Here is a 21,924-nt window from a genome sequence, read left to right on the forward strand (position 1 = left end):
CGAAAACAGAATAAAGCGAAAAGAAAAAAGCGGACCGGAGAAACATAGAGGGTTCCCGCCTTTTTGCGTGAAAAAACTGCAGGAGCTTCCGGAACCTGATGGCTCCGGGAAGCTCCTGCAAAGGGGGAGATGATTCAAAAACTGTTTTCTGTATCAGATACGGGAAACTCCGTCATCGGTATAACGCTCATAGGAAGCGCCTTCGTATCCGACCATGCGGATGCTTTCCTCTTTGATATCCGGTACGGATTCTGCAAAATCGGCAACCGGGATTGCGCAGCCTTTGCGGATGAAGAGAGGAACCTCATTCAGGGCAACTTCTACGTAGTGGATACCTTTCGGAAGAACCTCCTGGAACATGTTTCCATTGCCGAGGAATTTTACAAACATCATTTCTTCCGGCAGATATACATAACGGCCGATGGCATTCTGAGTGTAAACCGGTGCAATCATGATCTCATTACCGATCATCAACTGATCTTCTGTATTTCTTGCCAGCTTGTCGTCCGGATAAACGAAGGCAAGCGGTTTGAAGTACATATCATCGTTTAAAGCAGCCTTCATGTACTCGCTGTACAGATACGGAACGAGGCGGTAGCGGACGCCGATGACGTTGCGGAAGTCTTCGATATGTTCAAACTGGTAAGGTTCCTGCTCACGTGTTCCGAGTGCAGCATGGTTTCTCATCAGAGGAGTGAAAACACCAAGTGCCAGCCAGCGGAGCAGCAGGTCTCTTGTGGTATTTGCACCGAATCCGCCGAGGTCGGCTCCGGTATAGAGGAAACCGCACATGTTGAGGGACGGCATCATCTTCAGGTTCAGCAGGATGTGTGACCACCACGAGCAGTTGTCTCCGGTCCAGATTCCACCGTAACGGTGCATGCCGATGTAGGAAGAACGGGAGAACATCAGGATTCGCTTATCCGGGGAAATTCGTTCAAAAGCTTCACCTGCAGAACGTGTCATGTTGTAGCCAAACAGATTGTGTACCTTGTCATGGCGGACCTGTTCGCCGTTTACGTTGTGATAGAAGCGTTTATAGTCCTCATGGTTGTTTGCCAGTGCCTGAAGCTTTCCGCCTACCATGTAGTGCGGAACCTCCGGATCACCTTCCACGTATTTCTTTGCAGTCTCCTTGAAATCAGCAAGGCCTTCCTGGGAATAGAAGATGGATGGCTCGTTCATGTCATTCCAGAAGGCATCGATTCCCTTGGAAACGAGAACATCGTATTTGTCACCAAACCATTTTCTGGCATCTGCATTTAAGACATCCGGGAAATGAGTCCAGCCCGGCCATACAGTAGCTTCGAAGTAGGAGCCATCCTCGCGGCGGCAGAAGTAGCCTTTTTCACAGCCCTCTTCGTAAATGTCATAACCCTCTTCGACTTTCACACCGGCATCGATGATCGGAACGAGATGGATCTTTTCTTTTTTCATATCCTGTACAAAGCCCTCGAAATCCGGGAAACGTTCTTCATTTACGGTGAAGTCCTTGTAATCCTGCATGTAGTCGATATCCATGTAAACCATATCGAGCGGTACATGGTTTTCGCGGTATTTTTTCACTACCGTGCGGAAATCATCCTCTGTTTTGTAGCCCCAGCGGCTCTGACCGTAACCGAAAGCAAACTTCGGAGCAATGTAGCTGCGTCCGATGATGCCGCGGAACTGTTTTACGATATCAAGATCGGAATCACCGGTGATCATGTAAACGTAGAGATCTGCGTTTTCGCAGGAAACGGTCATTGTATCGGAAGTCGTGTAGCCGATATCGAAACGCAGGGTGCCCGGATAATCGAAGAAGAATCCTACGTGTGTCTTGCCGGAGATGATGATGAAGTTGTGTGCTGCATACAGAGAGGTTTTGCTCTCTACGTGATTTGGATCATCGGCGCAGTCACTGATGTAAAGAAAGCCGCGTTTGTTGATGCCGCGATTGGCTTCGCCAAGTCCGAATACCATGTCATCGTCAGCAAGCTTTGTAGTGAAAGAGAAGCCGTTCTCGGTGGAGAAGGTACCATAATCCGGGTTTCCTTCGGAAGAGGGGATCTCTTTTACAACAGCTTCGGTTTCAAATGGGGTTCCGTAGACAAATTTTTTTACCATGTCATCCTCCTTGTAAAATAAATGGAAAATATAGTGTTTTGGTTAGGTTTAGCGCAACACCTTTGTAATTTTATTATAACAGGGATCGGAAAAATGTCTAGCAAAATTCTTCCTTTTTTTAACAAAAAAACGTGTACAGAAAAAAATCCGGTTATGTTGGCAGGACTTCTGCGCGTTTCCGGAAATCTCTCGGCGTACAATGGTAAGTACGCAGAAAGATTTTGGAATAATAGCTCTGATGATTGAAACCGCATGCGGTACAGATTTCCGCGATGGACATTTTGGTTGTGTTTAGCAGATGACAGCTCACTTCCAGACGGTAATGATTCAGAAAATCAATCGGGCTCTGGCAAAGATAGCGGCGGAAAATCTGACAGCATTTATTGCGGCAGACTTTTCCGGCGGCGGCGATCTCTTCCAGATTGATGGATTCACTGTAGTGGCTGTAAATATAGGAAACCATATCGCGCTGGATCAGAAGATCTGGATCCTGTGAGACGGCGGTGTTGCCGTCCGGCATCATCGGATGCGTGCGCAAAAGACGGCACCACAAAAGGGAAAGCAGAGCAGCAGCCTCGATTTCGTAGGCGGTCGGCTGTTCCTTCTTCAGCCGGAGAATTTCCGGGAGGGTCTGCAGCGCTTCAGTATCTTCCGGATTTTCCGGCTTCAGATGAAGATATTCCAGAGCCGGATTCGAAAGCACCGGCGTAATATAAGACTGGTACAGAACGCTGTTCGCGGTGAGGATTTTCGGATGGCACAGGATACAGATAAAGTCACATTCCTGGCCGTTTTCAGAATATCCGTAGTGCATCTGGCGGGAATTGACGATAATCGCCTCCCCGGCGTTTAAAAGGACTCTTTTTCCATTGATATAGTAGTTCATCTGACCGGAGCGGATCTGTACCCATTCGATATCCTCATGCCAGTGGCAGAGCGCCCGGTGATCCGGATAGGAAGAAAGCAGTCCTTCCCGGATATAAAGCGGAATGCCGACTTCATCGTAGCGGACGATCTCGGATGCGTCCTGCATGACTTTTGTAATTGGGTCATTCATCATAAAAACCTCCGTGAAAAAGTACAATTATTATAAAAAATAAGGAATATTGTCGTAGAAAAAACGCAAAACCTAAGATAATATGATTATAACATATACGTGTATGGAATAAAACAGAAAAAAGGAAAAAGAAATGAAAAATCAGAGGGAAATCAAGAAAAAAGATCCAGAATTCTACCGGAAACTTCTTGCACTGCTGATCCCGATGGTTGTACAGAATCTGATGAATGCACTGGTAAGTGCGTCCGATGCGTTAATGGTCGGTACGCTGGACCAGAATTCCCTGTCTGCAGTTTCGCTTGCCACACAGATTTCTTTTGTCCTGAATCTCTTTTATGCGGCGATTACGATCGGAACAACGGTCATGGTCGTTTATTTCCTGCTGAATCTGGATGAAATGATTAAGCTTCCTGCCGTATACAGACACTATAAAAAATATCAGTGGGTGAATAATATTACCAGGGAGGATACAGAATAATGAAAAACGTAGAGAGAAGAGACAGACAGTTACCGTACATTTCCGATGCAGAGGTCATGGAGCAGCAGATGAATGCGAGAAGACTGACGCAGAAACTGAACACCATCGACCGTTCGGATTTTGACGGAATCGCAGCCATTGTAAAAGAACTGTTTGGAAAATCCGAGGGTGCATTTGTCAATCCGCCATTTTACTGTGACTATGGCTTTCATATTGAGGTTGGAAAAAATTTCTTTGCAAATTATAACTGCACCATTCTCGATGTGGCAAAGGTAAAAATCGGAGACAACTGCCAGATGGCGCCGAACGTTGCCATCTATACTGCAGGTCATCCGGTGCATCCGGCGGCAAGAAACAGTGCGTATGAATACGGCATTGAAGTTACCATCGGAGATAATGTCTGGATTGGCGGAAATACCGTTATTTTACCAGGCGTACATATCGGAGATAACGTTGTTATCGGCGGCGGAAGTGTTGTAACAAAGGACATTCCGGACTGGTCGATTGCAGCAGGAAATCCGTGTAAAGTCATTCGGAAGATTACCGAAGAAGATAAACAGTACTATTTCAGAGATAGAAAATTTGATGATGAAGCATGGGAGGTCATCAAAAATCTGTAAAAACGAAAAGCTTTCTTGGGCAGTTATGCGATGAAAAAAACTCTGTACCGTATCCATCCGGGAATTTCCGGGGATGCGGTGCAGAGTTTTTTTGCGATAGGGAGACAGGAGATTCTGCCAGATTTTGCTGTGGCAAAAAATGTGAATCCTGCTTTTGTGCAGCAAAAAATGCCCAGAGCCGGAATCGAACCAGCGACACGAGGATTTTCAGTCCTCTGCTCTACCAACTGAGCTATCTGGGCATTTTGATTTCCTGTTGGAAACCTTTGTTAATATAACATGGATTCGCGAAAATTGCAACTGTTTTATCGAAAATCGCGAAAAAATTGTGCTTTTGGAGGAATGGCGGTGTATTTTCGTTCGAGAATGTGGTAGTATAAAAGATATGCAAAGAGGAACCAAGGAGAAGTATTAGAAAGATTATGAAAATTATTCTGACTGCGGTCAACGCAAAATATATTCATTCCAATCTCGCAGTTTATACACTGCAGGCGAGCGCGGAGAAAGCCGGCGTGTTCCCGGAGATCCGCGAATTTACGATCAATCAGTCAAAGGATTCCATGTTGCGAAGCCTGTTTCTGGCGCGTGCAGACGTTGTCTGCGTTTCCTGCTACATCTGGAATATATCAATCGTAGAGGATCTGATTACAGAATATCATAAAATCAGTCCGAAAACAAAGATCTGGCTTGGCGGGCCGGAGGTTTCGTACCATGCAGAGGAGATGCTGGAGCAGTATCCGTTCCTTGCCGGAATTATGAAAGGCGAGGGAGAAGTGACTTTCCGGGAAATAGCAGTTTATTATCAGAACCAGGAGAATGGGATGGAGGGGAAAACGCTGGAGGAGATCCATGGCATTACATACCGTGATGCAGACGGTGCAGTCAAAAGCAACCCGTGGCGTCCGGTTATGGATCTGTCCGAGGTGGATTTTCCCTATGCAAACCTGAAAAAATTTGAGAACCGCATCATTTATTATGAGTCGAGCCGTGGCTGTCCGTTCTCGTGCAGCTACTGCCTTTCTTCCATTGATAAAAGGCTCCGGTTCCGAAATCTCGGTCTCGTAAAAAAGGAGCTTGCCTTCTTTTTGGAGCAGAAGGTACCGCAGGTTAAATTTGTAGATCGTACCTTCAACTGCAAAAAAGATCACGCAATGGCGATCTGGAAATTCATCGCAGAACATGATAATGGTGTGACAAATTTCCATTTTGAAATTGCTGCCGATCTGATTACGGAAGAAGAGCTGGAACTTTTGAATACGCTGCGGCCGGGACTCGTACAGCTCGAGATCGGCGTGCAGTCTACGAATCCGCAGACGATCGAGGCAATTCACCGGAAGATGGATTTTGGAAAAGTGACAGAGATTGTCAATCGGATTGCGAAAGGAAGAAACATCCACCAGCATCTGGACCTGATTGCGGGACTTCCCTACGAGGACTATGCAAGTTTCCGCCGTTCTTTTGCGGATGTCTATGCGCTCCGGCCGCAGCAGCTGCAGCTCGGATTTTTAAAAGTGCTTCGAGGCTCCTTTATGTATGAGCATACGAAAGAATATGACTGCCATTATCAGGAACGGGAGCCGTATGAGGTGCTTTATACAAAATGGTTGCCGTATGATGATGTGCTGAAACTGAAAGACGTGGAAGAGATGGTAGAAGTCTATTACAACAGCGGTCAGTTTGTCCACACGCTGCCGATGATCGAGCGGTTGTATGAGAACCCGTTCGACTTCTTCCAGGAACTCGGTGATTTCTACCGGGCGAAGGGCTACAGTGAGGCGGCGCATAACCGGATCCAGCGGTATGAAATTCTGCTCGAGTTTTTACGGGACGAAAAACAGCAGGACGAAGCATTCTTCCGCCAGATGATGGTACTCGATCTGTATGCGCGGGAAAATATGAAGACGCGGCCGCATTTTGCAAAGGATCCGTCGGAATGGAAAAACGAGTCGCGTGATTTTTACCAGAAGGAAGCCGAAACGAGAACGCTTCTGCCATCGTATACGACATACGATTGGAAGCAGCTGCAGCGCATGACGCATGTGGAAGTTTTTGATTACGATGTGCTCGGAAACGGGGAAAAGGCGCGTACGGTACTCCTGTTTGATTATCAGAAGCGCGATCCGCTGACGGGAAATGCGGAGATGATCGACTGTAGTGAGCTTTTTTACGCTTGACATTTCAAAAGAACATGAGATACTAGAAAAGGTAATAAAAGATGAAAATACAAGATTTTGTAGTGCTCGATCTTGAGACAACGGGTCTTTCTGTAAAGGAAGACCAGATTCTGGAGATCGGTGCAGTAAAAGTGCAGGGCGGAGAGGTCACGGCATCGTATGAGACTTTCGTCAATCCGGGCAGAAAAGTGCCGGAGCGGATCACGGAACTCACCGGAATCCGGGATGAGATGATTGCGAATGCGCCCGATGTGGAGACTGCTGTCCGCGGCTTTCTGGATTTCTGCGGCGGCCTGCCGCTTCTGGGGCACAATATTCTGTTCGATTACAGCTTCATCAAGCAGGCAGCGATAAATGCCCGTCTGGACTTTGAAAAAGAAGCGTGGGATACGTTGAAAATTGCACGGAAAGCCCTCCCGGATCTGGAGAGCAGAAGCCTTGAAGCACTCTGCGGCTACTATCAGATCCCGCGGGAACACGCACACCGTGCAATGGACGATGTGCTGGAAACGCTGGCACTGTTCCGAAAACTGGAAGAAGGATTTTCGGAAGATCACCCGGAATGGTTTGCCGCAGCGCCTCTGAAGGCCAAAATGAAACGTGAGGTTCCGGCGACGGAGGCACAGAAAAAATATCTGGCGGATCTGATCCGGTACCATGAGCTGGATCTCGAACCGGAGTGGGGAGCACTCACAAAAAGCCGTGCATCCCGCATGATCGATCAGATTATTCTGGCACATGGAAGAATGGAAAAACGACAGAGAACTGAGAAAAAATAGAAGAGAAAAAGAAAGGATGGAACGATGAGTAATAAAGTCAATCGAAAAGCCCCGACAGAGGCACAGAAAAAGAAGAAAGATCCGCTGGCAAAGAAGAGAAATGCAGCAAAGATACTGGCATTGATTCTTGCAGTGGTTATGGTGCTTGGTATGGTTCTTCCAGCACTTTTATGGCTGGTGTAAAGAGATTCTGTAAAAGACAGAGTGAAATGGGAAACGGATCAAGAAGAGGCACAGTATGAAAAACAGCAGAAAAATGAGAGGCCTGCTGGTGATGCTTATCGCATTCGCATTCTGCTTTCTGGCAGAACCAGTCAAAGCGGATGGCCGGACAGCGCTGGACGGAATCTATGTAGAAGACATTTCCGTCGGCGGTATGACCGAAGAGCAGATCACACAGGCAGTAAACGACAAAATTGAACAGTTAAAACCCTCGGTTATCAACCTGTCTGCCGGAGAGCAGAATGCACAGGTGACAGCAGGGGATCTCGGACTTTCCTGTGCCAACCCGGAGGTGGCAAGAGAAGCCGTCACAATCGGGCAGGAAGGCAATGTACTGAAGCGGTTCCTGACACAGAACCGGCTCAAAAATGGAGAGACGGTGACGTTTTCCCTGAAATATACAGTCGATGGCGAGGCAGCGCGCCAGGCGGTAGAAAACAACACGGTCGTGCTGAACCGCGAGGCAACAGATGCAACGCTGACCCGCGAAAACGGCGAATTTATCGTCAATCCGGGCCAGACCGGATGCAGCGTCAACGTGGATGAGTCCACGGCGAAGGTTGTCAATTACCTGACGACAAGCTGGCGGGGCGGCATCGGCGGCGTAGAACTGGTAACAGAAGAAACACCGGCAGGCGGTAATCCGGAGCAGCTTGCACTTGTCAAAGATCTGCTCGGCGAGGGTACGACGGAGTATGGCAACGGTACGAGCGGCAGAAAACAGAATGTCGCAGTCGGCGCAGAGAAGATTAACGGAACGCTGGTACAGCCGGGCGAGGAATTTTCCGTAGAGGCGGTCGTTGTGCCGTTTGATGCGGAAAATGGTTATGCACTGGCAGCATCGTATGAGATGGGCAAGGTCGTCGATTCGTACGGCGGCGGTATCTGCCAGGTTTCCACAACGCTCTATGTTGCTGTCTTAAAAGCAGAGCTTGAGGTGACGGAGCGGTACAGCCATTCCATGATTGTCCACTATGTGGATCCGTCGATGGATGCGGCGATTGCAGAGGGATTGAAAGACCTGAAATTCATCAACAATACGGATGCGCCGATTTATATTGAGGCGAGCGCGGACGGAAGCACCCTGCATTTTGCCATCTACGGCCATGAGACGAGAGATCCGAACCGCACGGTCCGCTATGAGAGTGAGACGACAAACACGGAGGATCCGACGCCGAGCCTGACGGAAGATGCGAATGCATCGTTTGGAACAATTGAACAGACATCGTACGGCTATCAGGGTTCGACGGCGCGGCTGTGGAAGATTGTGAATGACAATGGAAATGAGACGAAGGAGCAGGTGAATTCCAGCACTTACCGCATGACATCGGATGTCTATACCGTGGGAACAAAGACGGACAATGCAGCGGCGCGTGCGGAAATGCAGGCGGCGATTGCGGCAAATGATCTTGCAAAAGCAAAGGAAGTTGCAGCGAAATACAGCCAGAGCAGTTCGTCATCGAGTTCTTCGGAGAAGAAGGAAGACAGCAGCGATGATTCGGATTCGGATGGTACGGAAAAGACGGACGACAGCAGCGATACAGAGAAAACGGAGGACGATGAGGACTAGGCGTTTTCTGGTTACAGTTCGCTGGGAACCAGTGAACTGTAACATTTTCCGTGAAAAATGGGAAAGCAGAGGGAAAAGGAGTACGGATTCCGTCTGCTTTTTCGTTTGAAACAGGAAGTTCGAGGAGGACAAGGGATGCGAAAGGGTAAATTACAGCAGAGCGTGCTGGTGCGCTCGGTGTTTAAGATGCTGGGGCAGAAAAGAGAGGACGCAGCAGGGCCGGCGGTCGGACGCGGGGTATCGGCACTTGCAGGAGAAAAGGAGACGCAGGTGTTTTCGTGTGCGCCGGTGCTGGTGAAGGATCCGGAGGACGCGGTGCTCGCGGTCTGCCGGGTGTGCAACAGTGTGGCCGCGGCGGGGGCATCGGCAAAAGGAGTGCTGGTGTCGCTGATGCTGCCGGAGGCGATGGAAGAAAAGGATTTAAAGGAGCTGATGCGGGCGGTTGACGGTGCGTGTGTGCGGTATGGAACTGCGGTGATCGGCGGGCATACGGAGGTGACGGACGGGGTTTTGTATCCGGTGCTTACCGTGACGGCGGCAGGCGGGACAACGCGTGCTGGGCTGTTTGATCCGTCGTGTGTGACAGCGGATTTGGATCTTGTCGTGACGAAGGGGATTGCGCTTGGCGCGGTGTCTTATCTGGCAAAGACAAGAAGGGATGAGCTTCTGACGAGATTTTCTCCGGGATTTATCCATGGGGCGGCGGATTTTTCGGAGGATTACTCTGTCTGCCGTGAGGCGGAGATTGCGATCGAGCACGGTGCGGCTGCGATGCAGGATCTCTCGGAGGGCGGGATTTTCGGGGCGCTCTGGGAGATGGCGGACGGCGCGGGTATCGGGCTTGATGTGGCGCTGAAGAGGATTCCGATCCAGCAGGAGACGGTGGAGATCTGTGAATTTTTCGGGGTGAATCCGTATCAGATGCTTTCGACGGGGGCGCTGCTGATTGCGGCGGCGGACGGCGAGGGGCTGGTGCAGAAAATGGCACTCGAAGGGATTCCATCGGCGGTGATTGGGCGGACGACATCCGGGAAGGAGAGGATTCTCCGGAACGGGGAAGAGGTCAGGTATCTGGATAAGCCGCAGATGGATGAGATGTACCGGGTTGGCAGATAAGGCTTAAATATACGACAGGAGTGATTGGTAAAATGGCACATTTGAATATTGTTCTTCATGAGCCGGAGATTCCAGCAAATACAGGTAATATCGGACGGACGTGTGTGGCGACGGGGACGAGGCTGCATCTGATTAAGCCGCTGGGGTTTGATATTTCGGACAAGGCGGTCAGGCGCGCGGGGCTGGATTACTGGTCGAAGCTGGATGTGACAGTGTATGAGAGTTACGAGGATTTTCTGGAGAAAAATCCGGGGGCGAAGATTTACTATGCGACGACGAAGGGGCCGCAGACGTATGTGGATGTGCAGTATGAAGAGGACTGCTTTATCATGTTCGGAAAGGAAAGCGCGGGGATTCCGGAGGATATTCTGTACGATAATCAGGAGACGGCGGTGCGGATTCCGATGATTAATGATATTCGGTCGCTGAACCTTTCAAATTCCGTGGCGATCGTACTGTACGAGGCACTGCGGCAGAATAACTTTGACCATATGCAGCTCGCGGGGCATTTGCGGACGCATGAGTGGAGGTAGACGGACGGGACTCTGGTGATCGTAGACGGAGCTGCATTCTTTTTATAAGGAAGAAGTTAAGATCATTTCCAATTCGGCAAAGACCTGCTCTGCGTAAAGCTGTTTGATTTCGTGGCGGGTCATGCCGGAGACGTTGGTCTGGAAGGTGAAGGTGTGGGCTTGGGCTTTGTATAAAATACAGAAGTAGACGACGCCCTGTACGCTGTCAGCGTTGTTGGGGTCGAGATTTCCGGTTGTGCCGGTGATTCCGATGGCGATGGCGGTGTGCAGGTTTTCTTGTACTGTGCGGGCCATGGCTTCGGCGCATTCGGGGGAGTAGACGCCGTGGATTTCGATGACGGAAGGGTCGACGCCGACGAGGACTTTGGTTTCGTTCAGATACGTGACGTAGCCGCCGGGGAAAATGGCGGAGGCGCCTTCGGTGTCGGTGATCAGGGAGGCGATCAGACCGGAAGTGCAGCTTTCCATGGTGGAAATGGTGGTGTGGGATGCAATGAGCTGTTTGATGATGGAATCAATGGTGTTTGGGTTCATAGTGAAAATTACCTCCAGAGTTAGTTTGATATGTCTGGCAAAAAAGCCCCTCGGCGGAGGGGCTTATTTTGGTGCTTCGCCTTTGGCGAGTGTAAAGATAAATTCGGTACCAACGCCCTCTGTACTGATGACATTGATATTCTGGTTATGCGCAGTGATGATCTCTTTGACGATCGAAAGCCCAAGTCCCGTTCCTTTGCGGTCCTTGCCGCGGGAGGCGTCGAGCTTGTAGAAGCGCTCCCAGATTTTCGTGATGCTTGCCTTTGGAATGCCGCAGCCGGTGTCCTTGACGGAGACGAAGACTTTACCGTGCTTCTCCGTTGTCTCAACTGTGATGGTGGAATCGTTGTTGCTGAATTTGATTGCATTATCAATGAGATTGTACAGCACCTGCTGGATTTTTCCCATATCGGCGCAGACGTATAAGGTGCGCGATGCGAGGATCAGTGAAATGGAAATCCGCTTTTTTGTGCAGGTTCCCTCAAACGAAGCGGCGGTATCCTTGATGACGGCGTTGATGTCAAACGAGGTCAGATCGAGCATATTCCCTTTATCGTCGATGTCGTTCAGCGTCAGCAGGCTCTGCGTCAGCTTGTGCAGCCGTTCTGTCTCAAACAGAACGATTTTCAGATATTTTTCCTGCATTTCCGGCGGAATCGTTCCGTCTAGGATTGCCTCCACGTAGCCTTTGATCGAGGTCAGCGGTGAGCGGAAGTCGTGAGAGACGTTCGCCACAAATTTCCGCTGGTATTCGCCGGTCTTGTTCAGCTCGCCGGACATGTAGTTCAGCGTGGAAGCGAGATACCCCATCTCATCGTGAGATTTAACATCAATTTTGTGGGTCAGGTTGCCGGAGGCATACTCCTTTGCACCGTTGATGATCTTTTTCAGCGGCCGGTACACGACGAGGGAGAAAAAGATCAGAATCACAAACGAGAGTCCGAACACGAGCAGGAACAGAAAATCAATCCGTGCCAGCAGACTTTCCCTCTGCTGATAGACGTCCTGCAGCGGAAGGTGGATGGCGACATAGCCATTGATCCGGAAATCGGAGGTGACGGGAACCATGACGCTCAGCATCTTGTCTTCGAAATAGCCGAAAAACGTTCCCGTGCTGTAATACTCGCTGCCGAGCGCAACTGGATCAAAACCGTCGATGATCTCCGGGTTTTCCTCATCGAGTGCAGCTGCCGTGTTCAGCAGAATTTCCCCGTCTGCGCTGATGAGCCAGATCTGGGAATTGTGATAGGAAGCCAGTGCACTGAGCGAATTGTAAAGATCCGTCAGGGAACGCTCACTGTGGTAATAAAGGTCGCCCTGTTTGGAAGCGATCTGCGTGGCCTCCCGGTACAGACTGGTGCTCGCGCTGGAGACCAGACTGTCCTCCACCATGCGGGAGCCGACCGTTGAGATCAGCGTAAAGCCGGCAATGGCGAGAATGACATAAATGAGAATTAATTTCCGGTAAAGCGTGCGTCGCATTATTTTTTAACCTCAAACTTGTAACCGATGCCCCAGACCGTCGTGATGGCCCAGGAGGCATGGTCCTTGATTTTTTCGCGGAGACGTTTGATATGAACGTCTACCGTGCGGGTATCGCCGATGTACTCATAGCCCCAGATATGGTCGAGGAGCTGTTCTCGCGTAAAGACCTGGTTTGGTGAGGAAGCAAGGAAGTAGAGAAGCTCCAGTTCCTTCGGCGGCATATCGACGGTGCGGCCCTGGTAAATGACGGAATAGTTCGTCTGGTTGATGATAAGATCCGGGTACTCGACACATTTTCCTGCGGTCGCGGACACCGGGATCGTGCGTGATGGCTGAAATCTCCGCAGCACTGCTTTCACACGGGCAACGAGCTCCTTGGAATCAAATGGTTTGATGATGTAGTCATCCGCGCCGAGTTCCAGGCCGAGGACTTTGTCGAACACCTCGCCCTTTGCCGAGAGCATGATGATCGGAACATCGGAATCGTGCCGGATTTCGCGGCAGACCTGGTAGCCGTCCATGCCGGGCAGCATCAGGTCGAGCAGAATCAGGTTCGGCTGGAAGGAGTGAAACTCCCGGACAGCCTCTTCTCCATCGTTTACAATTTTTGTGTCATAGCATTCCTTGGTCAGATAGAGAGAAATCAGTTCTGCGATATTGTTATCGTCATCGACGATCAGAATTTTCTGTTTGGAAGCCATAAAAGATTCTCCTTCACTGGGGACAGGACGGAACCGCATACAGTATGCGTTCCGTCCCATATTTTCCTGAGTTTTTATTTCTTAAACGTAACAATCGTAACGCCGGCATCGCCCTCGCCGAATTCCGCTAAATGGAAGTCCGCTACGTGTTTCTGGCGGCGCAGATAATTGTGAATGCCTTTCCGCAGTGCGCCCGTTCCTTTTCCGTGGACAACGCGGACACTCGGCAGATGGGAGAGATAAGCGTCATCGAGATATTTGTCGAGTTCGGCAACCGCTTCATCCACCGTTTTTCCGAGCAGATTGATCTCGGTAGAAATCGTGGCAGCCTTGGAAAGCTTCGATTTTCCGCTGCTTGTGCGGGAGATGGACGGGCCGGTGATGACAGCCTCGTCGATCAGCACAAGGTCGGAGATATGCACTTTGGTCCGCATGATACCCATCTGGACGAAGAGATTTCCCTTCGAATCCGGGCGGGTGCTGACAGTACCTTTGAGATTCATGCTTAAGACTTTGACGGCATCGCCGAGATGAAGATCCTGCGGGCGGAGATTTCCGGTGCGCTTCGGTACTTCCTTCGCCTTTTTCTTATCGAGCTTGTTCATCTTTTCACGCAGAGCGGTACGTTTCTGCTCCATTTCGCGGACGGAAACATTCTCTTTTCCAAATTTCTGGAAATCGCGCATCGTCTGGTCGGCGTATTCCTTCGCCTCGCGGAGAATTCTCTGTGCCTCCTCGGTTGCATTGGAGATCATCTTTTCTTTTCTTGCGTCGATCTGTTCCTGATTCTTGGCAAGGCTCTGCTTCAGGGATTCGACTTCCGCGCGGGTGCGGGCAAGCTCTTCTTTTTCGCGTTCCAGCGTGATCCGGTTCTGCTCGAGAGTGGTCAGAACGTCCTCAAACGATTCATCCTGCTCGCTGATTTCGTCTTTTGCCTTGTTGATGATGTAGTCCGGCAGGCCGAGTTTGCTGGAAATCGCAAACGCATTACTCTTTCCAGGAACGCCGACGAGCAGGCGGTATGTCGGGCTTAAAGTCTCGACATCGAATTCACAGCAGGCATTCTCCACGCCCGGTGTGGATAAGGCATAGATTTTCAGTTCACTGTAGTGTGTCGTTGCCATGGTGCGGATGCCGCGCTCGTGGAGCGTAGAGAGGATCGCGATGGCAAGCGCCGCGCCCTCTGTCGGGTCGGTACCGGCGCCGAGCTCATCGAACAGGACGAGGGAATTGCGGTCTGCCTTGTCGAGGAAGGAAACCACATTCGTCATGTGGGAGGAGAAGGTACTCAACGACTGCTCGATGCTCTGCTCATCACCGATATCGGCGTAAACCTCGTCGAAAACGGAAAGGGAGGAGCGGTCGAGTGCCGGAATGTGAAGTCCGGACTGGCCCATCAGTGTTAAGAGTCCGACCGTCTTTAAGGAAACCGTTTTACCGCCGGTATTCGGTCCTGTGACGATCAGAAGGTCGAAATCTTCGCCGAGCGACAGATCAATCGGAACGACTTTTTTCGCATTGATCAGCGGGTGGCGTGCCTTGCGCAGGTGGATTTTACCTTCGGTGTTGAAGATCGGCTCATTGGCGTTCTGCTCCATTGCAAGAGCGGCGCGCGCGAAGATGAAGTCAAGCTCTACCATGTTTTCGAGGTCGTAACGGATCTCATCGCGGTGCAGGTCTGCCTGGGCACTCAACGTAGAGAGGATGACCTCGATTTCTTTTTCTTCTTCAATTTCCAGCTCACGGATATCGTTGTTCAGTTTGACAACGGCCATCGGCTCGACAAAGAAGGTGGAACCGGTCGAGGACTGGTCATGTACCATGCCAGGAACCTGGCCTTTGTACTCGGATTTGATCGGGATACAGTAGCGGCCGTCGCGCATCGTGATGACGGCATCCTGCAGATACGTGCGGTAGGAACCGTTGACGAGCGAGATTAACTGGCTGTGGATTTTTTCCTCACACGATTTGATGGAACGACGGATGCGGCGTAGATTCGGGCTTGCATCATCGCTGATTTCATCCTCGGAGAGAATACAGCGGCGGATTTCCGTGGAAAGCAGCGTCAGAGGCTCCAGTGTTTCGAAGAGATCTTCGAGGCTGTCCGGCGTCTGGTCCGCATTTTCGCGGCGGCCGTACGCTTTGACGCGTGCCGTGTTTTCCAGAAGTGCGGCGGTCTGCAGAAGCTCCGTGATGTTCATGGAGCTGCCGATTTCGAGACGCTTTAATGCGCCGCGGATATCTTTGGCATCACCAAAGGAAATGTGGCCTTTTTTAAAGAGCCGGGTGAGCGCGTCGTGTGTTTCGTGCTGCATCCGTGTAATCTGGGAAAGGGAAGAGGAAGGAACGAGTTCCAGACATTTCTTCCGGCCCAGCGGAGAACTGGCATACGAAGCCAGTTGTTCGATAATTTTGTCGTATTCGAGCGTTTTTAATGCTTTCTGATTCATAATACTTACCTTTTCGTAATTCATAATTCAGTCATTGTCTACAGATAACGCGGTATTTTTGATGCAATACCGCACGGATCTGATGTTACAGTTCACAGGTACCCTGCGAACTGTAACATTCGCAGCCCTCATTTAAAGTTTTGCTTCGCAAAAGGAGGGCTGCTCACACCTGAATCACTTTCTTACGCAGCGAAACAGCAAGTGTTTCACTGCTGAGTGAACAGTAGCGATCTGATCATATATCTGCACGGGAAGTACAGACCGGAAGTGGAATGTGGGTCACAGGTTTTTCCACTCCCCCAATTATACCTTAAAAAAGGAAAGAAAGAAACCCCAAGAACGAGAAAATGCAGGATGTTGCGCAAATGAGAAAAAAATGTAACAGTCTTCATAAAATGTTCATATCTATCTGGTAAAGTTTTTTATATATGTGAAGATTGCGGAAGCGCATATGCGCAGAGCAGTTCGGTATGGAATACAGATGTATGGAGAAAGAAATGTATGGAAAATGACCCAAAACCTTACAAATTCATGAAAGAGAGCATCAAAAAGCAGCCGCCCGACTGGAAAAAGATTGTTCTTCTGATTGCCGGATGGCTGGCACTTGCGGCGCTTGGCGGTCTGGTTGCGGCTGCGGTATTTGCGGTGACAGAGCCAAAGATTGCAGAAGCAGTTACCAGGGAAGAGCCGCCGGCGAAAGTGGATATCCCGGGAGATGAGGATCCAAACAGCGGACAGGAGCCGGATGAGACAATTACCGCATCTTCGGCGAGTGCGTCGGTAGACAGCAGCGGCTCCGGTTCGGAAATCAGCAGTTCTACAGTGGATAGCAGTACTTCAGAAAGCAGTGTATCCGAAAGTACGGTTTCCGAAAGCACAGAGGAGAATGGAGCGGCAGAGGGAACGGAAAGCAGCACTTTCGAAGAGCCGGAGGAGGGCAGCGAGGTTTCCAGTGTCGATGGGGAAACGGATACGGAGGAAAAGGACAGCAGCCTGAAAAATTATGAAGCGCTCTACCAGGATATGCTGGAAGTAACGGAAAAATCAAAACGAGCGCTGGTTACCGTCATCGGCATTACCAATCAGATGGACTATTTTAACCAGAACTATGAAAACCAGCAGCAGATTTCCGGTCTGATTGTTGCGGACAACGGGCAGGATCTCTTTATTCTGACGGAATACCGCATCGTGGAAAATGTGGAGCGGATTCAGGTCACCTTCTGGGACGAGACGATGGTGGATGCCACATACCAGCGCCACGATCCGAGCACCGGCCTTACGATTGTGAAGGTGGATGAATCGAAGCTGGATGAGGAAACACGGGACGGTCTTGCGGTTGCGCCGCTCGGCAGTTCGTATCTCGTCAGCCAGGGTGACCCGGTCGTGGCTGTCGGAAGCCCGGTCGGCTACAGCAATTCGATTGCGTATGGTGTGGTGACTTCGGTTACGAACAAGATTTCCGCGCTGGACAATGAGTACAATCTGCTGACCACCGACATCCTCGGCAGCACGGACGGCAGCGGCATTCTGGTAAATCTTGACGGCGAAATCGTCGGCATTATTGCGCAGAGTTACAGTGCCAAGGGAAACAACGTGGTGACGGGCATTGCGATTTCCCAGATCAAAAAGCTGATCGAAAATCTTTCCAACAACGTGAGCCGCGCGTATATCGGCATCCGCGGACAGGATGTCACAGAAGAACTTTCCGATAAAACCGGCATTCCAAAAGGCGTTCTCATCAGCCGCGTCGCAGACGATTCTCCGGCGATGATGGCGGGCATGAAAGAGTACGATGTGATTGTAAAGGTCGGGGAGCACAAGGTTGAGACGATCAAACAGTACCATGAACAGCTTGGCAAATACAGCACAGGAGACGTGGTTACCGTGACGGCGATGCGGAAAGGCGCTGAAGGGTATGCGGAGATGACGTTTGATGTGACGATGGGGGAAGTATAAAAAACAGAGGCTTTCGGGAGCAGAAAAAGCCGGTTTTAGCCGGTGGGGCTTCCGGAAGCTTTTCTTTTCGAATGGTTTTCCACTGGCGGATGAAAAAATACGTGCATTCTGCAGGAAAATCTGGTAGAATTGGTAAGGCATGCAGGAGCACAGGCTTTGCATCATAAAAACGGCATCATAGAAACAAAAACGGAACACTGTGTCCGCATTTATTTTAGAAAAAGAGGATTTATTTTTATGAAGTATATCAACGAACTCCGGGAAGGAAACCGCATTTCCGGAATTTATCTCTGCAAACATAAACAGTCGGCTGTTACCAAAAACGGAAAACAGTACGAAAACGTGATCTTACAGGATAAAACCGGTACGATCGATGCGAAAATCTGGGATCCGAATTCTATGGGAATCCGTGAATTTGAAGCACTGGATTATGTAGATATTATGGGAGATGTTTCCAGTTTCAATGGAGCACTTCAGGTTTCCATTAAAAATGCAAGAAAAGCGGAAGAGGGCGAATATAATCCGGCGGACTATCTGCCGACGAGCCGTTACGACATCAATACGATGTATCAGGAGCTGCTCTCCTGGATCGGAACGGTGAAAAATCAGTATCTCTCCGAACTGCTGACGTATTATTTTATCCAGGATCAGGAGACCGCAAAACGGTTCCGCATGAGCTCTGCAGCAAAAAGCGTGCATCACGGATTCGTCGGCGGCCTTTTAGAGCATACGTTAAGTGTCACCCGTTTCTGCGATTTTATGGTAAAATCGTATCCGATTCTGAACCGCGATCTGCTGATTACGGCAGCAATTCTGCACGATATCGGAAAGACGAAAGAACTCTCCTTATTCCCGCAGAACGATTACACCAATGACGGACAGCTGCTCGGCCACATCATGATCGGTGCGGAGATGGTACACGATGCGGCGCAGAAGATCGACGGTTTCCCACAGGAACTCGAGAATCAGTTAAAGCACTGCATTCTGGCGCACCACGGCGAGCTGGAATACGGTTCCCCGAAAAAACCGGCAATGGTAGAGGCGGTAGCGCTGAACCTGGCGGACAATGCCGATGCCAAAATGGAAACCCTGACCGAGCTGTTTGACGCAGCGCCGGCCGGCAATGAGTGGCTTGGCTACAACCGGTTCTTTGAGTCCAACATCCGCAGAACAGGAGACTTTTCATGAGCTATCAGAAAAATGATGTACTGACGGTGAAAATTGAAGATATGGGACACGACGGAGAGGGTATAGGCAAATGCGAGGGCTATACCCTCTTTGTCAAGGACACCGTCATCGGCGATCTTGCCGAGGTAAAAGTGATCAAAGCAAAGAAAAATTACGGCTACGCGCGCCTGATGCGCCTGATCGAGCCGTCCGCGCACCGCGTCGAGCCGGTCTGCCCGGTTGCACGTCCGTGCGGCGGATGCCAGTTGCAGATGCTCGACTATGCGGAGCAGCTTCGCTTTAAGGAGAAGAAAATCGCCGGAAATCTCCAGCGCATCGGCGGCATGGCGGAGATCCCGATGGAGCCGATCGTGGGGATGGAAAATCCGTTCCGCTATCGAAACAAAGCCCAGTTTCCGATCGGGCAGGATAGAAATGGAAAGCTGATTACGGGATTTTATGCGGGAAGAACGCATCAGATCATGGAAAACCGGAACTGTTATCTCGGCGTGGAGCAGAACGAGGAGATTCTGAACCGCATTCTTGCCTGGATGGAGGAGAACGGCGTTCCGGCATACAACGAGGAGACCGGCAAAGGCCTGGTGCGCCATGTGCTGATCCGGTTTGGATTTATGACGAAAGAGATTATGGTCTGTCTCGTTGTGAACGGAAAGAAACTGCCGGCCGAGGAGAAACTCATCAAATCGCTGACAGAACTCGAAGGCATGACAAGCATTACCCTAAGCGTAAACCGTGAGCGGACCAATGTGATCATGGGAAAAGAAATCCGCTGCCTGTGGGGACAGGGGTATATCACCGACTATATTGGAACCGTAAAATATCGGATCTCCCCGCTGTCCTTCTACCAGGTCAACCCGGCGCAGACGGAAAAACTGTACGGTCTTGCCCTGGAATACGCAGACCTCACCGGAAATGAGACGGTCTGGGATCTCTACTGCGGCATCGGAACGATTTCCCTGTTCCTCGCGCAGAAAGCCAAAAAAGTCTACGGTGTCGAAATCGTCCCGGAGGCAATCGCGGATGCGAAGAACAATGCGAAAATTAACGAGATCGAAAACGCTGAATTTTTCGTTGGAAAATCGGAAGAGATTCTTCCGGCCTACTACGAACAGTACGCCAAAGACCACCCGGGCGAACACGCCCACGCGGACGTCATCGTCGTCGATCCGCCGAGAAAAGGCTGCGAAGAAAACCTCCTCCACACCATGGCCAGCATGCAGCCGGACCGCATCGTGTATGTATCCTGCGATTCCGCAACGCTGGCACGAGATGTGAAGGTGCTTGGGGAGCTGGGGTATGAAGTAAAGAAAGTCCGAGGGGTTGACCAATTCCCGATGACGTGCCATGTGGAGTGCGTGGTTGCACTACATCGGGTCGATATGTAAGAATCCTTGATTTGCGCGAAGGCAACGAGGAGAGTTCCGAAGAAATAACTGGCTGTAAAGCCAGTGTTTATGCGGAATTCGACGACTGCCCGCGAGTCGGGAAGTTTGTAAAACTTCTCGACTTCCGGCACTTTGAGCGACATATGATGTTCTCACAGAGTGATAGAAAAACCTACAAAAAAGCAATTTCAGACGGTGTGAATGTCTCAGTCGTATTGGATGTGGGGTGTGGAAACACATAAAAGTACAATTAATATTTTGAAGTTATTCAATAGAATACGAAGCGTGAAAGACCGTTCATTTTCAAGTAATTGGAGATGAGCGGTCTTTTTCTGTTTGCAGATAACATTGACGTAACTGAGTAGAAGTTATTCTACCGGAAGAACGGAGGTTGTAATGGAAGAGATAAAGAGTATCAGAATAAGCGAGTTAAAGGACTTTAAGAACCATCCTTTTCATGTGCAGCAGGACATAGAGCTGTGTGCCCTTATGAAAAGTATTGAAGATGAGGGTGTGATTGTACCTTTGCTTGTAAGACCGAATCCTGACGGAGAAGGTTATGAAGTGATTGCAGGACACAGACGAAAGGCAGATGCCGGCTGGGCTGGTCTTGCGGAGGTTCCGGCAGTTATAAGAGAATTGGATGATGATCAGGCGATAGTGGCGATGGTAGATTCTGTGCGCCCGTAAGCGTTTGGGGTGGACACCCAAGCGACGTGGGTCATTATGATTTTGTTTTGAGAAAACAATAAGAAAAATTATCAAGTGTGAAGAACACAGTCTTATCGCCAACAACTAACCTTGAATGGAAACATAAAGGGGACAACAGCACGTTTGTAAAGGCACAAGTCAACAAAGCTTCCAAGTTGCGACTGAGTGTCGAGGTGAAAGGTACTATATGAGGATGAAGCTAAACTGCTTGAAGGAAAGTCAGAGGCTAGAGCTAACCATCTCCGCACCGAAGGGAAGATGTTACGGTGATGTATTGGCAGATTAGTATTTTGCTGTCTGCAATCTGCGTGATAATCAATGCAAGCTAGCCATAGGTTCATTTGAGGATGCATCTGAAATCAAGGAAAAATTCAGAGTATTTCTCGAGGATACTCTGCATCTTGAGATGTCCGAAAAAAAGACCAAGATAACACATAGTCAAGATAAAGCAAGATTTCTTGGATATGATATCACCACCGCAAAGAACTCAGCGCTTATGCAATCATCAGGCATACAGAAATGCCTATTCAGGCGGTTGGACAGGAACAACCTGTGCCTGACGATAAGGGTGCTTCTGGGAATATGGATTACACAGAGGAGGATGTGAAGAAGTATCAGATGGATCCTGATATCAATGAGTTGCTGGATTTCAGTTTTTGCGGGGAATGACAGCAGAAGGCTACAAAACATTTATAAATGGAAGTGTTATGGCATCATTTATGGAAGGAATTGTAGCCTCAATTTTAGAAGAAAAAAGTGGTGCCGGATACGGCACGAATTGTAGCCAATTAAATACAGTTATCAGCGTAATTGAAGCCATGTATCTTTGCGAAGGTATGTGGCTTTTTCCTTTTTGCGC

At 49.8% G+C, this 21,924-nt stretch carries 19 protein-coding genes and 1 tRNA gene; 13 read left to right on the forward strand and 7 right to left on the reverse strand.

Translation table 11 applies throughout. The annotated features are described in order from the left end of the window. Positions 1-153 precede the first annotated feature (153 nt). Both DXA93_RS16340 and DXA93_RS16345 read right to left on the reverse strand, forming a co-directional pair. Entirely contained in the window at positions 154-2,106 is a 1,953-nt protein-coding gene (locus tag DXA93_RS16340; protein WP_118741629.1) for a glycoside hydrolase family 31 protein, read from the reverse strand. Positions 2,107-2,257: 151 nt separating this feature from the next. After that, positions 2,258-3,166: an AraC family transcriptional regulator gene (locus tag DXA93_RS16345; protein WP_117509328.1), complete on the reverse strand. Its 909-nt coding sequence runs from the start codon at positions 3,164-3,166 to the stop codon at positions 2,258-2,260. 130 nt (positions 3,167-3,296) lie between these two features. Between DXA93_RS16345 and DXA93_RS16350 the strand changes: the two genes are divergently transcribed. Both DXA93_RS16350 and DXA93_RS16355 read left to right on the forward strand, forming a co-directional pair. After that, positions 3,297-3,641 carry an MATE family efflux transporter gene (locus DXA93_RS16350; protein WP_117509327.1) on the forward strand — a complete coding sequence of 115 codons (345 nt, stop codon included), beginning with the start codon at positions 3,297-3,299 and terminating at the stop codon, positions 3,639-3,641. Further along, entirely contained in the window at positions 3,641-4,261 is a 621-nt protein-coding gene (locus DXA93_RS16355; protein ID WP_022462409.1) for a sugar O-acetyltransferase, read from the forward strand. The genes DXA93_RS16350 and DXA93_RS16355 overlap by 1 nt, the downstream gene beginning before the upstream one ends. Before the next feature lie 169 nt (positions 4,262-4,430). On the opposite strand, the gene DXA93_RS16360 is transcribed toward DXA93_RS16355, so the two are convergent. Further along, positions 4,431-4,503 (reverse strand) — tRNA-Phe (locus DXA93_RS16360). A gap of 180 nt (positions 4,504-4,683) precedes the next feature. Here DXA93_RS16360 and DXA93_RS16365 point away from each other — a divergent pair. From DXA93_RS16365 to trmL, 6 genes are all read left to right on the forward strand, one after another. Further along, positions 4,684-6,435 carry a B12-binding domain-containing radical SAM protein gene (locus DXA93_RS16365; protein WP_119208796.1) on the forward strand — a complete coding sequence of 584 codons (1,752 nt, stop codon included), beginning with the start codon at positions 4,684-4,686 and terminating at the stop codon, positions 6,433-6,435. Between the two features lie 41 nt (positions 6,436-6,476). Next, positions 6,477-7,214 carry a 3'-5' exonuclease gene (locus DXA93_RS16370; protein ID WP_055220616.1) on the forward strand — a complete coding sequence of 246 codons (738 nt, stop codon included), beginning with the start codon at positions 6,477-6,479 and terminating at the stop codon, positions 7,212-7,214. Between the two features lie 24 nt (positions 7,215-7,238). After that, positions 7,239-7,397, forward strand: coding sequence for a hypothetical protein (locus DXA93_RS17900; RefSeq protein WP_022462412.1), 159 nt, complete (start codon positions 7,239-7,241; stop codon positions 7,395-7,397). Positions 7,398-7,452: 55 nt separating this feature from the next. Further along, on the forward strand, positions 7,453-9,006 hold the full coding sequence (locus DXA93_RS16375; protein WP_119208798.1) for a VanW family protein: 1,554 nt from the start codon (positions 7,453-7,455) through the stop codon (positions 9,004-9,006). A 135-nt stretch (positions 9,007-9,141) separates the two neighbouring features. Then, positions 9,142-10,122: an AIR synthase-related protein gene (locus tag DXA93_RS16380; protein WP_158583309.1), complete on the forward strand. Its 981-nt coding sequence runs from the start codon at positions 9,142-9,144 to the stop codon at positions 10,120-10,122. Positions 10,123-10,154: 32 nt separating this feature from the next. Beyond that, complete coding sequence (trmL, locus tag DXA93_RS16385) at positions 10,155-10,655, forward strand: tRNA (uridine(34)/cytosine(34)/5-carboxymethylaminomethyluridine(34)-2'-O)-methyltransferase TrmL (RefSeq protein ID WP_117509323.1); 501 nt, start codon at positions 10,155-10,157, stop codon at positions 10,653-10,655. A gap of 42 nt (positions 10,656-10,697) precedes the next feature. On the opposite strand, the gene DXA93_RS16390 is transcribed toward trmL, so the two are convergent. The 4 genes from DXA93_RS16390 to DXA93_RS16405 form a co-directional block, all read right to left on the reverse strand. After that, the gene (locus tag DXA93_RS16390; RefSeq protein WP_022461605.1) at positions 10,698-11,189 is read right to left on the reverse strand and encodes a CinA family protein; all 492 of its coding nucleotides are present in this window, start codon (positions 11,187-11,189) and stop codon (positions 10,698-10,700) included. A gap of 63 nt (positions 11,190-11,252) precedes the next feature. Then, the gene (locus DXA93_RS16395) at positions 11,253-12,671 is read right to left on the reverse strand and encodes a sensor histidine kinase (RefSeq protein WP_022461606.1); all 1,419 of its coding nucleotides are present in this window, start codon (positions 12,669-12,671) and stop codon (positions 11,253-11,255) included. Continuing rightward, positions 12,671-13,375: a response regulator transcription factor gene (locus tag DXA93_RS16400; protein ID WP_022461607.1), complete on the reverse strand. Its 705-nt coding sequence runs from the start codon at positions 13,373-13,375 to the stop codon at positions 12,671-12,673. The genes DXA93_RS16395 and DXA93_RS16400 overlap by 1 nt, the downstream gene beginning before the upstream one ends. A gap of 74 nt (positions 13,376-13,449) precedes the next feature. Continuing rightward, positions 13,450-15,825 carry an endonuclease MutS2 gene (locus tag DXA93_RS16405; RefSeq protein ID WP_119208802.1) on the reverse strand — a complete coding sequence of 792 codons (2,376 nt, stop codon included), beginning with the start codon at positions 15,823-15,825 and terminating at the stop codon, positions 13,450-13,452. Between the two features lie 501 nt (positions 15,826-16,326). Between DXA93_RS16405 and DXA93_RS16410 the strand changes: the two genes are divergently transcribed. The 5 genes from DXA93_RS16410 to DXA93_RS17905 all read left to right on the forward strand — a co-directional run bounded on the left by DXA93_RS16410 (position 16,327) and on the right by DXA93_RS17905 (position 21,734). Beyond that, positions 16,327-17,781 (forward strand): S1C family serine protease, encoded by a 1,455-nt coding sequence (locus tag DXA93_RS16410; protein ID WP_119208804.1) that lies wholly within the window; start codon positions 16,327-16,329, stop codon positions 17,779-17,781. Positions 17,782-18,018: 237 nt separating this feature from the next. After that, positions 18,019-18,969: a 3'-5' exoribonuclease YhaM family protein gene (locus DXA93_RS16415; RefSeq protein ID WP_055228015.1), complete on the forward strand. Its 951-nt coding sequence runs from the start codon at positions 18,019-18,021 to the stop codon at positions 18,967-18,969. Beyond that, a complete protein-coding gene (gene rlmD / locus DXA93_RS16420; protein ID WP_118594968.1) occupies positions 18,966-20,354 on the forward strand; it encodes a 23S rRNA (uracil(1939)-C(5))-methyltransferase RlmD in 1,389 nt (462 codons plus the stop codon). The genes DXA93_RS16415 and rlmD overlap by 4 nt, the downstream gene beginning before the upstream one ends. A gap of 396 nt (positions 20,355-20,750) precedes the next feature. Then, on the forward strand, positions 20,751-21,044 hold the full coding sequence (locus DXA93_RS16430; protein WP_055267517.1) for a ParB N-terminal domain-containing protein: 294 nt from the start codon (positions 20,751-20,753) through the stop codon (positions 21,042-21,044). Between the two features lie 540 nt (positions 21,045-21,584). Then, positions 21,585-21,734, forward strand: a complete 150-nt coding sequence (locus DXA93_RS17905) for a hypothetical protein (RefSeq protein ID WP_158583310.1) — start codon at positions 21,585-21,587, stop codon at positions 21,732-21,734. Positions 21,735-21,924: the final 190 nt, after the last annotated feature.

This window comes from Blautia sp. OF09-25XD, assembly GCF_003482095.1.
GTDB classification, from domain to species: domain Bacteria; phylum Bacillota; class Clostridia; order Lachnospirales; family Lachnospiraceae; genus Fusicatenibacter; species Fusicatenibacter saccharivorans.

What these genes read in the sequence shown, in the direction of transcription:
- DXA93_RS16395 (WP_022461606.1), bottom strand. Translation starts at nt 12,671, where the DNA reads ATGCGACGCACGCTTTACCGGAAATTAATTCTCATTTATGTCATTCTC.
- DXA93_RS16405 (WP_119208802.1), bottom strand. Translation starts at nt 15,825, where the DNA reads ATGAATCAGAAAGCATTAAAAACGCTCGAATACGACAAAATTATCGAA.
- DXA93_RS16390 (WP_022461605.1), bottom strand. Translation starts at nt 11,189, where the DNA reads ATGAACCCAAACACCATTGATTCCATCATCAAACAGCTCATTGCATCC.
- DXA93_RS16410 (WP_119208804.1), top strand. Translation starts at nt 16,327, where the DNA reads ATGGAAAATGACCCAAAACCTTACAAATTCATGAAAGAGAGCATCAAA.
- DXA93_RS16340 (WP_118741629.1), bottom strand. Translation starts at nt 2,106, where the DNA reads ATGGTAAAAAAATTTGTCTACGGAACCCCATTTGAAACCGAAGCTGTT.
- DXA93_RS16430 (WP_055267517.1), top strand. Translation starts at nt 20,751, where the DNA reads ATGGAAGAGATAAAGAGTATCAGAATAAGCGAGTTAAAGGACTTTAAG.
- DXA93_RS16375 (WP_119208798.1), top strand. Translation starts at nt 7,453, where the DNA reads ATGAAAAACAGCAGAAAAATGAGAGGCCTGCTGGTGATGCTTATCGCA.
- DXA93_RS16350 (WP_117509327.1), top strand. Translation starts at nt 3,297, where the DNA reads ATGAAAAATCAGAGGGAAATCAAGAAAAAAGATCCAGAATTCTACCGG.
- DXA93_RS16345 (WP_117509328.1), bottom strand. Translation starts at nt 3,166, where the DNA reads ATGATGAATGACCCAATTACAAAAGTCATGCAGGACGCATCCGAGATC.
- trmL (WP_117509323.1), top strand. Translation starts at nt 10,155, where the DNA reads ATGGCACATTTGAATATTGTTCTTCATGAGCCGGAGATTCCAGCAAAT.
- DXA93_RS16415 (WP_055228015.1), top strand. Translation starts at nt 18,019, where the DNA reads ATGAAGTATATCAACGAACTCCGGGAAGGAAACCGCATTTCCGGAATT.
- rlmD (WP_118594968.1), top strand. Translation starts at nt 18,966, where the DNA reads ATGAGCTATCAGAAAAATGATGTACTGACGGTGAAAATTGAAGATATG.
- DXA93_RS16365 (WP_119208796.1), top strand. Translation starts at nt 4,684, where the DNA reads ATGAAAATTATTCTGACTGCGGTCAACGCAAAATATATTCATTCCAAT.
- DXA93_RS17905 (WP_158583310.1), top strand. Translation starts at nt 21,585, where the DNA reads ATGCCTATTCAGGCGGTTGGACAGGAACAACCTGTGCCTGACGATAAG.
- DXA93_RS16380 (WP_158583309.1), top strand. Translation starts at nt 9,142, where the DNA reads ATGCGAAAGGGTAAATTACAGCAGAGCGTGCTGGTGCGCTCGGTGTTT.
- DXA93_RS16355 (WP_022462409.1), top strand. Translation starts at nt 3,641, where the DNA reads ATGAAAAACGTAGAGAGAAGAGACAGACAGTTACCGTACATTTCCGAT.
- DXA93_RS16400 (WP_022461607.1), bottom strand. Translation starts at nt 13,375, where the DNA reads ATGGCTTCCAAACAGAAAATTCTGATCGTCGATGACGATAACAATATC.
- DXA93_RS16370 (WP_055220616.1), top strand. Translation starts at nt 6,477, where the DNA reads ATGAAAATACAAGATTTTGTAGTGCTCGATCTTGAGACAACGGGTCTT.
- DXA93_RS17900 (WP_022462412.1), top strand. Translation starts at nt 7,239, where the DNA reads ATGAGTAATAAAGTCAATCGAAAAGCCCCGACAGAGGCACAGAAAAAG.